This is a genomic window from Shigella sp. FC1544 (assembly GCF_001722145.1).
Classification (GTDB): domain Bacteria; phylum Pseudomonadota; class Gammaproteobacteria; order Enterobacterales; family Enterobacteriaceae; genus Escherichia; species Escherichia coli.
Map to the genome: position 1 here is coordinate 1 of NZ_MECT01000591.1, position 14473 is coordinate 14473.

The following is a 14473-nucleotide window of genomic DNA, read 5'->3' on the forward strand; positions in this document are numbered from 1 at the left end:
TTGAGAAGCGGTGTAAGTGAACTGCAGTTGCCATGTTTTACGGCAGTGAGAGCAGAGATAGCGCTGATGTCCGGCAGTGCTTTTGCCGTTACGCACCACCCCGTCAGTAGCTGAACAGGAGGGACAGCTGATAGAAACAGAAGCCACTGGAGCACCTCAAAAACACCATCATACACTAAATCAGTAAGTTGGCAGCATCACCGGAGATTACGACTCCGCTATTTGACCTTAAGAAAGTCGGCAAGTCATAGTCATAAATGAGTCTCTTCAATGGAAGACACCTTAGAGATTTACCATCTACTCCCATTCACAAACAAACATTAATTATTATCAACACATTCACATTAATTATAAATCATCTCAGACCTTCCTGATAAAAAGATATTAAAGTGAAACAATTTGTTTTTCACATTTTAGTTCATCACTTTTAGGCGTAAATAAATGTAAAAAAAACAACAATACTATTTCTCTTTCACAAAAGAATTAACAAAAGGTTTTTTAAGGATGAGTGATATTATTTACTTGACCATAACCGGAGAACAACAAGGATGTATTTCCTCTCTTTGTGGAACGAGCGCATCAATAGGTAATCGCTGGCAGATTGGCCATGAAGATGAAATCTTCGCGTTCTCGCTCTCTAATAGTATTACGAATGCAGGCAAAGGGTCACAATTGCATGGCCTTAGTTTCTGTAAATTCTTATTAACGCTATTAACAATAACGAGCAGTTGTTCATGGCGTTTGACTTCTATCGGATCAATAGATTTGGTCGATGGGAGAAATATTACAACATTCAACTCCGCGGCGCGCTCTTATCAGCAATCAATCACCTGTTTACTGAGAACAATCTGGATACAGAAGCCATCACTGTCAGTTATGAATATATACTCTCCAGGCATCTGATTGCTAATACTGAATTTAGTTATTTGGCATTTCCCGATAACTACAACCGTCTGTTTATACCACGACCAAAAACTAAAGCTGGTAATGGTTCAAAACACTTAATAGTAAAGCGGTTGGCAGACTGCTTGCTGCTGGCGGCATATACAATGGGAATATCGAAGGATTCAGGGAAACAGCAGACAAGTTGGGGGGAGATGCACCTGCTGGTTACGATCAATTTATGGATAACAAAGGGTTACTCATCGCTGGTGCTTCAATAGTTGCTGGAGCAGTTCTGGGGAGAATGAGACTCCCTGATTTGGAATCACTTGAGCATTTCGGAGCCAGAGGAGCAGTATCAGGAAGACCATTTAATCCCGACCTTGCCGGTGGTCCAATAGAAAATCTGACGACAGATGGCGTAACAATCAACAGGGAAGGTATCGCTATTGTTGAAAAACACATAGCCAGATTTGGTCATGACCCTGTAAATGAAGTGATGATCTATAGACTGAAAGACATTGAGAAAGGAAAAATCCCCCCAGAACAAGTAGATCTTAACTTCTATACTCATGAGTGTCGGGAATATCAGCGTTACTGTAATCTTGGTTGGGAAACAGGACAACCTGATGGTGACGCAGGCTATGCACTCTGGAATCATACGCATACTGCTACTCTAGAAGATTATAAACTTAAGGGAGAACTTAATGACTTATACCACCAGGATGCACTTGACTATGATAACTGAAACTGAAATTAACGTACTGAAAGTTATGGCTGAGAAAGATATAAACTGGAACTGGATGAATCTCGATCGCACACTATCCATAAGGCAAATTCCAGGATTCGGTAATGTTGTTAACATTGTTAACAAATTAGCTAACGAGGGTTTGGTTATTATTGAGGATAGCGGACATAAGTCTATGCCTCACTACCACGTTACTGAAAAGGGATACAATTTCGTGAAAAGTGAGAATAAATAACGTAGCGTTGATTACTGAACAAATCGCTCAGGATTATATTTTGCGTAAAAATGATTCGGTTATTTCTGTATCTGAACGGGCGCAGATAGCAAAATGGCTTCCGGTGATGGAAGCCATCAGATTATTGGCAAAGTGCGCGTTGTTCATGCCGGATGCGGCGTGAACGCCTTGTCCGGCCAACAAAACTCAAAAATTCAATAAATTGCATAAATTATGTAGGCCTGGTATCAGGCAGTTTTGCCTCTTTCATCGTACTGCAATTTACAGTGACTCGTTAATATTCATCATCCCCGACGCAAATTCTGCGCCGCCTGCACCATGTTCGCCAGTGCCGCGCGGGTTTCTGGCCAGCCGCGCGTTTTCAGGCCACAGTCCGGGTTGACCCACAGGCGCTCTGCCGGAATGCGTTTTGCCGCTTTCTTCAGCAAGGCTTCAATCCATTCTACGCTCGGTACGTTTGGCGAGTGAATGTCATAGACGCCTGGACCGATTTCATTCGGATAATCAAACTCTTCAAACGACTCCAGCAACTCCATGTCGGAACGCGAGGTTTCGATGGTGATGACGTCTGCATCCAGTGCCGCAATGGAATCCATGATGTCGTTGAACTCGCAATAACACATGTGAGTGTGGATTTGTGTGTCATCTTTCGCCACGGCGGCGTTGATACGGAAGGCCTCCACGCCCCACTGGAGATATGCATCCCAGTCGCTACGACGCAGCGGTAAACCTTCGCGCAGCGCCGGTTCATCAATCTGGATGATGCCAATTCCTGCGGCTTCCAGGTCCGCCACTTCATCACGCAGCGCCAGCGCAATTTGTTTGGCGATGGTTTCACGGCTGACATCTTCACGCGGGAACGACCAGCAGAGAATGGTCACCGGGCCAGTCAGCATCCCTTTCACCGGTTTATCAGTCAGAGATTGCGCATACTTCGCCCACTCCACGGTAATCGGTGCCGGGCGACTAACGTCACCAATAACAATCGGTGGCTTCACGCAGCGGGAACCGTAGCTCTGTACCCAACCGTTTTGCGTAAAGACAAATCCGTCGAGGTGCTCGCCAAAGTATTCCACCATGTCATTACGCTCGGCCTCGCCATGTACCAGCACATCCAGTCCCAAACGTTCCTGCTCAACAATGGCCTGCTTGATATGTTCCGCAATGCCCGTGCGGTAGTTGTTGGCGTCGAGATTGCCCTTTTTGAAATCCAGACGCAGGGTACGAATTTCCGTGGTTTGCGGGAAGGAACCAATCGTGGTGGTCGGCCACGCTGGCAGTTTAAAACGCGCACGCTGGGCTTCAGCACGCACTTCATAGACATTCGCACGCTGGCTGTCCTGGGCGGTGATCGCCGCCAGACGCTTTTCTACCGCCGGATTATGTACACGAGTAGAGTGACGACGCGCCTGAATTGGGGCGCTCCACTCTGCCAGAGCTGCCGTGTCACCACTGTTCAGCGCATCGCGCAGCAGTGCCAGTTCATGGCATTTTTGTAAGGCGAAGGCAAACCAGCTTTTCACTTCTGCATCAAGACGCGTTTCCACGCTCAGGTCGATGGGGCTGTGCAGCAACGAGCAGGAAGATGCCACCCACAAATCACGTTTGCCGACAATGTCCTTAATTTGCGCATATTTCTCAGTAAGATCGGCGCGCCAGACGTTACGACCATTGATCAGTCCCGCAGACAGCAGCCAGTCAGAAGGCAGGCGCTTGTGCAGTTCAGCAACGCCATCTTTACCATGTACAAGGTCCACATGCAGTCCCTGAACAGGCAGCGCAGTAATCGTGTCGAGATTTGGCGTAACGCCTTCAAAATAGGTAGTCAGCAGCAGTTTCACCTGTCCCTGGAGCGCGTCGTAAGCGGGTTTGTATGCGTCCAGCCACGCCTGTGGTAGTTCCAGTACCAGCGCGGGTTCATCAATCTGTACCCACTCGATGCCGCGTTTCTCCAGTTCTGCCAGCACTTGCTGATAAACCGGCAGAATGTCGTTCAGCAGGCTCAGGCGGTCAAACTGTTCACCTTTCACTTTCCCCAGCCACAGCCAGGTAACCGGCCCCAGCAGCACAGGCTTAACGTTGTGGCCCAGCGCCAGCGCCTCGTCCACTTCCTCCAGCAGCTGCGTCCAGGTCAGTTTGAACTGTTGGCCTTTAACGAATTCCGGCACCATGTAGTGATAGTTGGTGTTAAACCATTTGGTCATTTCCGCTGCCGCCGCAGGTTCGCCAGTCGGCGCACGTCCACGACCAATACGGAACAGGGTGTCAATATCTACCGAACCATCTTTGTTCTGATGACGCGCCGGAACGTTACCCAGCAGCAGACTGGTGGTCAGTACATGATCGTACCAGGCAAAATCGCCCACCGGCAGCAGGTCGATACCCGCTTGCTTTTGTTGATCCCAGTGACGAGCACGCAATTCACGCCCTACCGCCAGCAGTTTTTCACGCGTGGAGTTCCCTGCCCAATAACTCTCTTGCGCTTTTTTCAGCTCGCGACGCAGGCCAACGCGAGGGAAACCGAGGGTGTGATTCAATATTGTCATTTTTCTTCCTCTAATTATATGTAAATCCTATGGATTTTGAATTTAGGGAAGGCGGCAAGTTTATTCATCCCCGGGAGCTTACTGAAGTAAGTGACCGGGGTGGAGAAACGCAGCCAACGCACCATAAATTTAAAAGACGAAGGATTTTAGCCGTCCAGATGTTTACACATCCATAATTGGCGGTTACTGTATATTCCTCAAGCGCAAATTATTCATGCCGAAGTGAAGGACTTTCATGATCGAAGTAAAACATCTGAAAACGCTACAAGCGTTGCGGAACTGCGGCTCACTCGCAGCCGCTGCGGCGACGTTGCATCAGACGCAATCCGCCCTGTCTCACCAGTTTAGCGATCTGGAACAACGCCTTGGCTTCCGGCTATTTGTGCGTAAAAGCCAGCCGCTTCGCTTTACACCGCAGGGAGAAATCCTGTTGCAACTGGCAAACCAGGTGCTGCCACAAATTAGCCAGGCACTGCAAGCCTGCAATGAACCGCAGCAGACGCGTCTGCGCATTGCCATTGAGTGCCATAGCTGTATACAGTGGCTGACGCCCGCGTTAGAAAATTTCCATAAGAACTGGCCGCAGGTCGAGATGGACTTTAAATCGGGCGTGACATTTGACCCGCAGCCCGCCTTGCAACAGGGAGAGCTGGATCTGGTAATGACGTCCGATATTCTGCCGCGCAGTGGTCTGCATTATTCGCCGATGTTCGACTATGAAGTGCGTCTGGTGTTAGCACCTGACCATCCACTGGCGGCAAAAACGCGTATTACACCGGAAGATCTCGCCAGCGAGACGCTATTAATTTATCCGGTGCAGCGTAGTCGACTGGATGTCTGGCGGCATTTTCTTCAGCCGGCAGGCGTCAGTCCGTCACTGAAAAGCGTCGATAACACCTTATTGTTGATTCAGATGGTTGCCGCGCGGATGGGTATTGCCGCGCTACCGCATTGGGTAGTAGAGAGTTTTGAGCGCCAGGGTCTGGTGGTGACCAAAACCCTGGGCGAAGGCTTGTGGAGCCGACTGTACGCCGCCGTGCGCGATGGCGAGCAGCGTCAGCCAGTTACGGAAGCGTTTATTCGCTCAGCGCGCAATCACGCCTGCGATCATCTGCCGTTTGTGAAGAGCGCGGAGCGACCCACTTACGATGCACCCACAGTGAGGCCAGGATCACCAGCGCGCCTGTAATAAACGTTGGCCAGTGCGGCTGTTGGTGCCAGATAGCCAGGTTTACCAGCAGCCCTGCCGGAACGTGCATATTATTCATAATTCCCAGCGTTCCGGCGTCCACCTGCGTCGCGCCGTAGTTCCACATAAAGTAGCCAATCCCGGAAGCCACCACGCCAAGAAACACCAGAATGCCCCATTGCAACGTGGTTTGCGGCATTTTCTGCGCATTTCCCAGCAAGAACCATGCAATTACCGCCACCAGGTACGCGCCAAGATAGAACCACGCAAAGGCGTTATGCTGCGGCATCGGGCGAGTTTCCATCAGGCGTTTGTAACCCACCATGCCGATGGCAAAAGTGATATTGGAGAGTTGCACCAGCAACAAGCCAGTCCAGAAATGGTCGGTGACCTGATCATAGCGAATAATCCCGGCACCAATCACCGCCAACAAGGCACTAAAAGCATATCCCCAGCGCAGACGGCGCTTATTCATGATGTCATAAATCAGCGTGATGTAGAGCGGCGTCAGTACGGTGAACAGCAGCAGTTCGGAAACCGTCAGATAGAGATAAGCGCGGAAACTCAGCATATACATCACGCCGAGCTGCATCGCGCCCACCAGCATATACAGGCCGACTGTTTTCAGGCTATTGCCACGGGTACGCAGAAACGGCAGAAAAACGAGTGCCGCCAGGCCAACGCGCACCAGCACCGCAAAATAGCTATCGACGTGCCCCGCAAGGTACTCGCCATAAAAGCTAAAGGAGAAGGCCCACAGAATCGTGGTGATGATAAGTAGCGCCACAATGGAAAACTCTTTGATTAACGAGTATCCATTGTAGCGAAGTATCAGGTTGACAACTGACCAAATAAAGAACGATTACGATAAATAGAGTTTACGCAGATAATGCGGCACCGCGTCGTCGGCATTAGTACCAATCACTTCCAGCTCGGGATGAAGGTCTTTCAGACGCTGGTGCGCACTGCCCATAATGCAGCCTTTCCCCGCCATCGACAGCATTTCGGCGTCGTTCATCCCGTCACCAAACGCAATACAATCCTTCAGGCTGTAGCCCAGTTTCTTCGCCACCGCTTCCAGCGCATGGCCTTTTGAAACGCCGCCCGCCATCACTTCCAGACAGGTTAAGGTAGAGAAACTGACGTTGACGCGATCGCCCCAACGAGCGTTAATCGCCTGCTCCAGCGGCAGCAGTTGTTCATGGGAATCGCAGGTGAAGAACACTTTGCTGACGCCTTCCGGCTCCAGTAATCCAGGCTCATACAGCGCATATTTGAACACCGCTTCTTTAAAAAAGCGCATCTCTTCCGGGCGATGGCGATTCATAAACCATTCGTCGTCGCGATAAACGTTAGTAATGATGTCCGGATTGTCGTTGACTACGCCAAACAGATCGCTGGCAATGTCGCGATCCAGGTTATGAGCAAAAATCAGATTACCATCCAGATCGTGAACGCGCGCACCATTGGAGGTAATCATGTAAGACTTAATCTCCAGATTATCGCGAATTTGCCCCACATCAACGTGGTGACGACCGGTCGCAAACACAAAGTTGATGCCGCGCGCGGTGAGCAGCTTCAGAGTTTCTTTGGCGTAAGGGGATAACGTATGGTCGGGAGAAAGTAACGTGCCATCTAAATCAGACGCAACAACCTGGTACATAAGAAATTTAAACCTCTGTAGAGCGGTTTCCGCTGGGTGAGTTATGCCTGTTGAAAAAATCAACGATGGCGTGGAGCGCGACTGAGCGCATTGCGTCCTTTTCAAAAAGGATCTCATGGTAAGCACCTTTAATTACCAACGGCCGTCCTCCTTCGACAGGATGGCCCGCGGCGGTGCGGAGTTCACAAAAACGGTCATGCATGCGGTTATCCACCACGCGTTCCTCTTCAGCCTGCAAGAGAAGCGTTGGCGTGGCGTCATCACCCGCACCGGCTAACACCTGTTCGCCAGCCAGAATACTTTCGCGTACCCAATGGTAGGTCGGCCCACCGACGCGAATCGTTGGGTCATCAGCATAGAAGCGTAAGTTACGTCGATATCGCTGTCTGCTGTGGGTCAGTACGTTGATAGCAAACGGCAACGCGCGCCAGCGCCCGGTGCCTATTGCATAGCCATCACGGAAACGTGGATGCACTTCGGCCCAGTTGAGGATCTGCCGTGCCATAAATGACGGCATACGAATCACGATCCCAAACATTGGCGCAGTTAGCGCAATGGCGTCACATACACCTGGATGGCGTTGCAGAAATAATGTGGAGATCGCACCGCCCATCGAATGTGCCAGTATATAGCGTTTACGCCACGGACCGGGCTGGACCTCCTGCTGCCAGAATGCCGCCAGATCATCAACATAATCATTAAAGCGATTAACATGCCCGAGATGCGGATCGGCTAACAGGCGACCGGAACGTCCCTGCCCGCGATGGTCGATGATTAAGACATCAAACCCCAAATGGAACAGGTCATAGGCCAGTTCCGCATATTTTACGTAGCTCTCAATACGCCCCGGGCAGATGACTACCACCCGGTCATGGTGCTGTGCGCGAAAACGGACAAAGCGCACCGGAATGTCATCCACACCAGTAAACTCTGCTTCATCACGCTGACGCCAGAAATCAGTCAGCGGTCCCATGGTAAAAGCAGCAAACGCGTTTTCTCTTGTTTCCCAGTCTTTTTGCTGCTGAAACATCGGGTAATCTGCCTCTTAAACCACGTAAAATCGTTTTTTTTAGCGTGCCTGACACAACGCTGCGACAGTAGCGTATTGTGGCACAAAAATAGACACACCGGGAGTTCATCATGACCTTAGAATGGTGGTTTGCCTACCTGCTGACATCGATCATTTTAAGCCTGTCGCCAGGCTCTGGTGCAATCAACACTATGACCACCTCGCTCAACCACGGTTATCGCGGCGCGGTGGCGTCTATTGCTGGGCTTCAGACCGGACTGGCGATTCATATTGTGCTGGTTGGCGTGGGGTTGGGGACGCTATTTTCCCGCTCAGTGATTGCGTTTGAAGTGTTGAAGTGGGCAGGCGCGGCTTACTTGATTTGGCTGGGAATCCAGCAGTAGCGCGCCGCTGGTGCAATTGACCTTAAATCGCTGGCCTCTACTCAATCGCGTCGACATTTGTTCCAGCGCGCAGTTTTTGTGAATCTCACCAATCCCAAAAGTATTGTGTTTCTGGCGGCGCTATTTCCGCAATTCATCATGCCACAGCAGCCGCAACTGATGCAGTATATCGTGCTCGGCGTCACCACTATTGTAGTCGATATTATTGTGATGATCGGTTACGCCACCCTTGCTCAACGGATTGCTCTATGGATTAAAGGACCAAAGCAGATGAAGGCGCTGAATAAGATTTTCGGCTCGTTGTTTATGCTGGTGGGAGCGCTGTTAGCATCGGCGAGGCATGCGTGAAAAATAATGTCGGATGCGGCGTAAACGCCTTATCCGACTTACTCTGAAGACGCGTCTGGCATCACCGCGAAATAATCAAATGAATGCCAAATCCGGCAAATAACGCCCCGGCAAAACCATCAATCCACTTCGCCAGACGTTGATAACCACGGCGCATTTGCGGCAGGGCAAACAGGCTGGCAACGACGGTAAACCACGCCAGTGTTTCGACAATGATCAGCGCAAAAATGCCCCAGCGCGCGGTAGTGCCAACGTTATCACCGACAAACAATGAGAACACCGAGCCAAAGTAGATAATCGCTTTCGGATTAGCGAGATTGGTCAGTAAACCTTTCAGGAAACTGCGCCCGCTTTTCGCCAGCTCAATCTGTGGTGCAGGCGCAGATACAGCCTCTTTTTTCAGTGCACCGCGTAGCATCTGGTAACCCATCCAGCAGAGATACAGGCCACCGCCAACCATAATCAGCGTATGCAGCCAGGCCATTTTTTCGATAATCAAATGCAGGCCAAGCAACGCAATCCCTGCCCAAACCATAACGCCGCAGGTAATACCCAGCACGCCCATCATCGCTTCTTTACGGGAACGACTGACAGCGGTCTGAGAGACAAAAAAGAAATCGGGACCGGGGCTCATAAGCGCCACAATGTGCACCATGGCGACGGTGAGAAATAACATCAACATACATTTGACTCGCGGGGGAAACGTTTACGGAGTCTTCATCCTGGCACTTTTTTATGCTGCTGACTACTCTTCGTCGTCGCCATCGACATGCGCACGAATCAGCGCCATAAACGGTTTACCAAAGCGTTCCAGCTTGCGCATCCCAACGCCGTTAACGCTGAGCATTTCGCTGGCGGTGATCGGCATCTGTTCAGCCATCTCAATCAAGGTTGCGTCGTTAAACACCACGTACGGCGGGACATTACTTTCATCGGCAATCGATTTACGCAGTTTGCGTAATTTGGCGAACAGTTTGCGATCATAGTTGCCGCCGAACGATTTCTGCATCGCTTTCGGTTTGAGCGCCACGATACGCGGCACGGCAAGTTGCAAAGAGGATTCGCCGCGCAGCACCGGGCGCGCGGCCTCTGTCAGTTGTAGGGCAGAATGCTGGGCAATATTTTGCGTCACCAGGCCGAGGTGAATCAGCTGGCGGATCACGCTCACCCAATGTTCATGGCTTTTATCACGGCCCATGCCATAGACTTTCAGTTTGTCATGACCATAGTCGCGGATACGCTGGTTATTAGCACCACGAATCACTTCCACCACATAACCCATCCCAAACCGCTGATTCACACGACCAATGGTGGAAAGGGCAATCTGAGCATCGGTTGAACCGTCGTACTGTTTCGGCGGATCGAGGCAGATATCGCAGTTCCCGCACGGCTCTTGCCGCCCTTCGCCAAAATAGTTCAGCAATACCAGACGACGGCAAGTTTGCGCTTCGGCAAAAGCGCCCATCGCATTGAGTTTATGACGTTCGATATCCTGTAACTGCCCCTGCGGCTTCTCTTCCAGGCAACGGCGCAGCCACGCCATATCGGCCGGATCGTAAAACAGCATCGCTTCCGCGGGCAGGCCATCACGCCCGGCGCGACCGGTTTCCTGATAATAGGATTCGATATTGCGCGGAATATCAAAGTGGACCACGAAGCGAACGTTTGGTTTATTGATGCCCATGCCGAACGCCACCGTCGCCACCACAATTTGCAGGTCATCGCGCTGAAATTTTTCCTGCACGTCGGCGCGAACATTATTTTCCAGCCCAGCATGATAGGCCGCCGCGCTAATTCCCTTGCTTTGCAGGCGCGCAGCGGTGTCTTCTACTTTCGCGCGGCTGTTGCAGTAGATAATGCCTGACTTACCGCGCTGTTCCTGCACGTAGCGCATCAACTGATCGAGCGGTTTGAACTTCTCCATCAGCATGTAGCGAATATTCGGACGGTCAAAACTGCTGATTTGAATCAGCGGATCGTTCAGCCCCAGCAAGCGCACGATATCCTGGCGCGTGGTGTCGTCGGCTGTGGCAGTCAGCGCCATAAACGGCAGGGTCGGGAAACGCTGGCGTAACTGACCAAGCGCGGCATATTCCGGGCGGAAATCGTGGCCCCATTGGGAGATACAGTGCGCTTCATCAACGGCTAATAACACCGGATTCCAGTGCGCCAGATGCTCAAGAAAGTTATCCAGCATCAGGCGTTCCGGGGCGATATAAAGCAGACGAATTTGCCCGGTGCGGCAGCCTGTCATCACTTCAAGTTGCTGCTCGCGGGTTTGCGTCGAGTTAAGGCACGCCGCCGCCACGCCGTTGGCTTGCAGTTGATCCACCTGATCTTTCATCAACGAAATCAGCGGTGAAACAACCACGGTAAGGCCGTTTAGCAATAAGGCAGGAATTTGATAGCAAAGGGATTTTCCGCCACCGGTGGGCATGACGACCAGGCAATCGCGACCGGAAAGCACAGTGTCGATAATTTCTTCCTGGCCGGGGCGAAACTGTTGGTAGCCAAAGGTTTCTTGTAAAACCTGTTTAGCTCCGGACTCCAGATTCAACACTTCCGCCTGCGCCACATTCACCCCGATTGCCTGAAATAAAAACAGGCGCTATTTTCAGCGCCTGCGCGAGAAACTGCAATGCTTTTAGTCTCTGAGAGGGTAATCCTGGATGCTGGGTTCCAGATTTGCCAACCACTCAACCGTTCATCAAAACAAGTCGTTTAGCATAACTCCTACACCGACACGGGTCTGGTTGAAGTTATAGTCGATGAGCGATTCGCCATAGCCGCTGTAAACCTGAGTATAAAGGCGCACATGTTTGGTGATCGGGTAACTTAAGCCTAACTCCGCGCCGCCGTAACCGGTATTCCAGTTGTACTGTCCTTTCGCACTCAACACCGCATCACCGAGGTGATAGCCGATTTTAAGCTGGTAGTAACCCATATATTTGGTGATATCCGGGTTATCGTCAGTATTACCCACCACATACCACGGCTTCACTTCTACCAGCCAGTTACCGTTTTCTGCCATCAGGCGAGTATAAAGGCGGTTCCAGCTGCGGGAGGTCGGGTCGGAACGCCCGTTAGAGTCGTGGTTATACCCCATCTCCACATCGCGCAGCGTCCAACCTGCAAAACGGTAATCGGTGGCAAAACCGAGGAACAATTGCGGTTCGTAGTTGGTTTCACGAAACGGTGAAGACTCTTCGCTATTGGACAGTTGCCACCAGGATTTTTGCGTATAAGACGCACCCAACACCGAGTTCGGGCCTAAAATCCCACGCCACAGTGGAAATGCCAGGCTCAACTGAAACTTTACTTCATCCTTACGCGCATTTTCCGCCCAGTCGTAACTGGCAATCGCTTCTTTGTTCAGATCGCTGGTTTGGGTGTAGATGAGGTAGTTGGTGTCATAAGGATAGAGCGTGAACGGATTGTCATGCTCCTGCAGCATATTGGCGATAATACTGCCACGCACCGCTGGCGCGTCATGCACCTCTTTCACCGTTGCCTCTTGTGCATATACTGCCATAGGCAACATAAACACCGGCAACAACCAGCCCTGCAGAGTCCGCATCGGTCGTGTTCTCCGTAACGAATTATTGATAAGGTGAATGTTTTTCTGCGGGCTATTTTACATACTTAACTCCATTGCCGTTAGTTATCCCTTCCTAAAGTAGAAACCAACAACAAAGAAGCATAAAATCAACATTTCATTAACCAATGAAGTGTAAGGATGATATGTCTGCCGTACTGACCGCTGAACAAGCCCTGAAATTAGTGGGTGAGATGTTTGTTTATCACATGCCATTTAACCGCGCGTTAGGGATGGAGCTGGAGCGTTACGAAAAAGAGTTCGCACAGCTGGCCTTTAAAAATCAGCCGATGATGGTGGGTAACTGGGCGCAAAGCATTTTGCACGGCGGAGTCATTGCGTCGGCGCTGGATGTCGCCGCCGGTCTGGTGTGCGTGGGAAGTACCTTAACCCGCCACGAAACCATCAGTGAAGATGAACTACGCCAGCGGCTATCGCGGATGGGGACCATTGATCTTCGCGTTGATTATCTGCGCCCAGGCAGGGGCGAGCGTTTTACTACTACCAGTAGCCTGTTGCGTGCAGGCAATAAAGTCGCCGTCGCCCGCGTTGAATTACACAATGAAGAACAGCTTTATATTGCCAGTGCCACCGCCACCTATATGGTAGGTTGAAGACATAAAAGCAGGTAAACTGCTGTTACCAATTAAAAATGAGTATTCCCGATGGATGCAAAACAAACGCGGCAGGGCGTATTACTCGCTCTTGCCGCTTATTTTATTTGGGGTATTGCGCCAGCATACTTCAAGCTGATTTACTACGTGCCCGCCGATGAGATCCTGACGCATCGCGTGATCTGGTCGTTTTTCTTTATGGTGGTGCTGATGAGCATTTGCCGCCAGTGGTCCTATTTAAAAACGCTGATTCAGACGCCACAGAAAATTTTTATGCTGGCAGTCTCTGCCGTGCTGATTGGTGGCAACTGGCTACTGTTTATCTGGGCGGTGAACAATCACCATATGCTGGAAGCGAGCCTTGGTTACTTTATTAACCCGCTGGTGAACATTGTGCTGGGGATGATTTTCCTCGGCGAGCGATTCCGCCGGATGCAATGGCTGGCGGTGATTCTGGCGATATGTGGCGTGTTGGTTCAGTTGTGGACTTTTGGTTCGCTGCCAATCATCGCGCTGGGGCTGGCGTTTAGTTTTGCCTTCTACGGACTGGTACGCAAGAAAATTGCCGTTGAAGCGCAAACCGGCATGTTAATCGAAACCATGTGGCTGCTGCCCGTGGCGGCGATTTATCTGTTTGCTATTGCCGACAGCTCAACCAGCCATATGGGGCAAAACCCGATGTTGCTGAATTTGCTGCTGATCGCCGCCGGTATTGTCACCACCGTACCGCTGTTGTGTTTTACCGCAGCTGCTACACGCCTGCGTCTCTCCACGTTAGGCTTCTTCCAGTATATTGGCCCGACGCTGATGTTCCTGTTGGCAGTGACGTTTTATGGTGAAAAACCGGGTGCCGATTAGATGGTGACCTTCGCCTTTATTTGGGTGGCGCTGGCAATTTTTGTGATGGATGCGATTTATACGCAGCGTAGAAAAAGGGTAATGACTCCAACTTACTGATAGTGTTTTATGTTCAGATAATGCCCGATGACCTTGTCATGCAGCTCCACCGATTTTGAGAACGACAGTGACTTCCGTCCCAGCCTTGCCAGATGTTGTCTCAGATTCAGATTATGTCGCTCAATGCGCTGAGTGTAACGCTTGCTGATAACGTGCAGCTTTCCCTTCAGGCGTGATTCATACAGCGGCCAGCCATCCGTCATCCATACCACGACCTCAAAGGCCGACAGCAGGCTCAGAAGACGCTCCAGTGTGGCCAGAGTGCGTTCACCGAAGACGTGCG

Annotated in this window: 12 protein-coding genes and 4 pseudogenes; 7 read left to right on the forward strand and 9 right to left on the reverse strand. The window is 50.9% G+C overall.

Going from position 1 to position 14473, the window contains the following annotated elements; all coding sequences use genetic code 11:
- A partial coding sequence (locus BGK49_RS24355; protein ID WP_001393286.1) for an IS1 family transposase occupies positions 1 to 147 on the reverse strand: 147 nt, incomplete at its 3' end.
- 357 nt (positions 148 to 504) lie between these two features.
- Here BGK49_RS24355 and tssD point away from each other — a divergent pair.
- The 3 genes and pseudogenes from tssD to BGK49_RS31485 all read left to right on the forward strand — a co-directional run bounded on the left by tssD (position 505) and on the right by BGK49_RS31485 (position 2028).
- Positions 505 to 1630 (forward strand): annotated as a pseudogene (gene tssD / locus BGK49_RS31345) (type VI secretion system tube protein TssD).
- Positions 1620 to 1865: a hypothetical protein gene (locus BGK49_RS24370; protein WP_000627421.1), complete on the forward strand. Its 246-nt coding sequence runs from the start codon at positions 1620 to 1622 to the stop codon at positions 1863 to 1865. The pseudogene tssD and the gene BGK49_RS24370 overlap by 11 nt, the downstream one beginning before the upstream one ends.
- 40 nt (positions 1866 to 1905) lie before the next feature.
- Positions 1906 to 2028: a hypothetical protein gene (locus BGK49_RS31485; RefSeq protein WP_001230617.1), complete on the forward strand. Its 123-nt coding sequence runs from the start codon at positions 1906 to 1908 to the stop codon at positions 2026 to 2028.
- 121 nt (positions 2029 to 2149) lie between these two features.
- Here the strand turns inward: BGK49_RS31485 and metE are convergent, their stop codons facing one another.
- Entirely contained in the window at positions 2150 to 4411 is a 2262-nt protein-coding gene (gene metE / locus BGK49_RS24375; protein WP_000153990.1) for a 5-methyltetrahydropteroyltriglutamate--homocysteine S-methyltransferase, read from the reverse strand.
- 235 nt (positions 4412 to 4646) lie between these two features.
- Between metE and metR the strand changes: the two genes are divergently transcribed.
- Positions 4647 to 5600 (forward strand): HTH-type transcriptional regulator MetR, encoded by a 954-nt coding sequence (gene metR / locus BGK49_RS24380; protein WP_000573621.1) that lies wholly within the window; start codon positions 4647 to 4649, stop codon positions 5598 to 5600.
- Here the strand turns inward: metR and bioP are convergent.
- From bioP to pldB, 3 genes are all read right to left on the reverse strand, one after another.
- Positions 5488 to 6387, reverse strand: a complete 900-nt coding sequence (bioP, locus tag BGK49_RS24385) for a biotin transporter (protein WP_001196227.1) — start codon at positions 6385 to 6387, stop codon at positions 5488 to 5490. The genes metR and bioP overlap by 113 nt on opposite strands.
- Positions 6388 to 6462: 75 nt before the next feature.
- Positions 6463 to 7263: a sugar/pyridoxal phosphate phosphatase YigL gene (yigL, locus tag BGK49_RS24390; protein WP_000285352.1), complete on the reverse strand. Its 801-nt coding sequence runs from the start codon at positions 7261 to 7263 to the stop codon at positions 6463 to 6465.
- A gap of 7 nt (positions 7264 to 7270) precedes the next feature.
- Positions 7271 to 8293: a lysophospholipase L2 gene (gene pldB / locus BGK49_RS24395; RefSeq protein WP_000487666.1), complete on the reverse strand. Its 1023-nt coding sequence runs from the start codon at positions 8291 to 8293 to the stop codon at positions 7271 to 7273.
- A gap of 110 nt (positions 8294 to 8403) precedes the next feature.
- Between pldB and rhtB the strand changes: the two are divergent.
- Positions 8404 to 9024 (forward strand): annotated as a pseudogene (gene rhtB / locus BGK49_RS24400) (homoserine/homoserine lactone efflux protein).
- A gap of 61 nt (positions 9025 to 9085) precedes the next feature.
- Here rhtB and rhtC read toward each other — a convergent pair.
- The 3 genes from rhtC to pldA form a co-directional block, all read right to left on the reverse strand.
- Positions 9086 to 9706, reverse strand: coding sequence for a threonine export protein RhtC (rhtC, locus tag BGK49_RS24405; protein ID WP_000928821.1), 621 nt, complete (start codon positions 9704 to 9706; stop codon positions 9086 to 9088).
- A 63-nt stretch (positions 9707 to 9769) separates the two neighbouring features.
- Complete coding sequence (gene recQ, locus BGK49_RS24410; protein WP_000035581.1) at positions 9770 to 11599, reverse strand: ATP-dependent DNA helicase RecQ; 1830 nt, start codon at positions 11597 to 11599, stop codon at positions 9770 to 9772.
- 132 nt (positions 11600 to 11731) lie between these two features.
- Positions 11732 to 12601 carry a phospholipase A gene (pldA, locus tag BGK49_RS24415; protein WP_001259700.1) on the reverse strand — a complete coding sequence of 290 codons (870 nt, stop codon included), beginning with the start codon at positions 12599 to 12601 and terminating at the stop codon, positions 11732 to 11734.
- Positions 12602 to 12765: 164 nt separating this feature from the next.
- Here pldA and yigI point away from each other — a divergent pair, with 164 nt between their 5' ends.
- Positions 12766 to 13233 (forward strand): acyl-CoA thioesterase YigI, encoded by a 468-nt coding sequence (gene yigI / locus BGK49_RS24420; RefSeq protein WP_005044882.1) that lies wholly within the window; start codon positions 12766 to 12768, stop codon positions 13231 to 13233.
- A 51-nt stretch (positions 13234 to 13284) separates the two neighbouring features.
- Positions 13285 to 14190, forward strand: a pseudogene (gene rarD / locus BGK49_RS24425) (EamA family transporter RarD).
- Here the strand turns inward: rarD and BGK49_RS24430 are convergent.
- Positions 14184 to 14473: pseudogene (locus BGK49_RS24430) on the reverse strand (IS1-like element IS1X2 family transposase); the annotation flags it as partial. The pseudogenes rarD and BGK49_RS24430 overlap by 7 nt on opposite strands.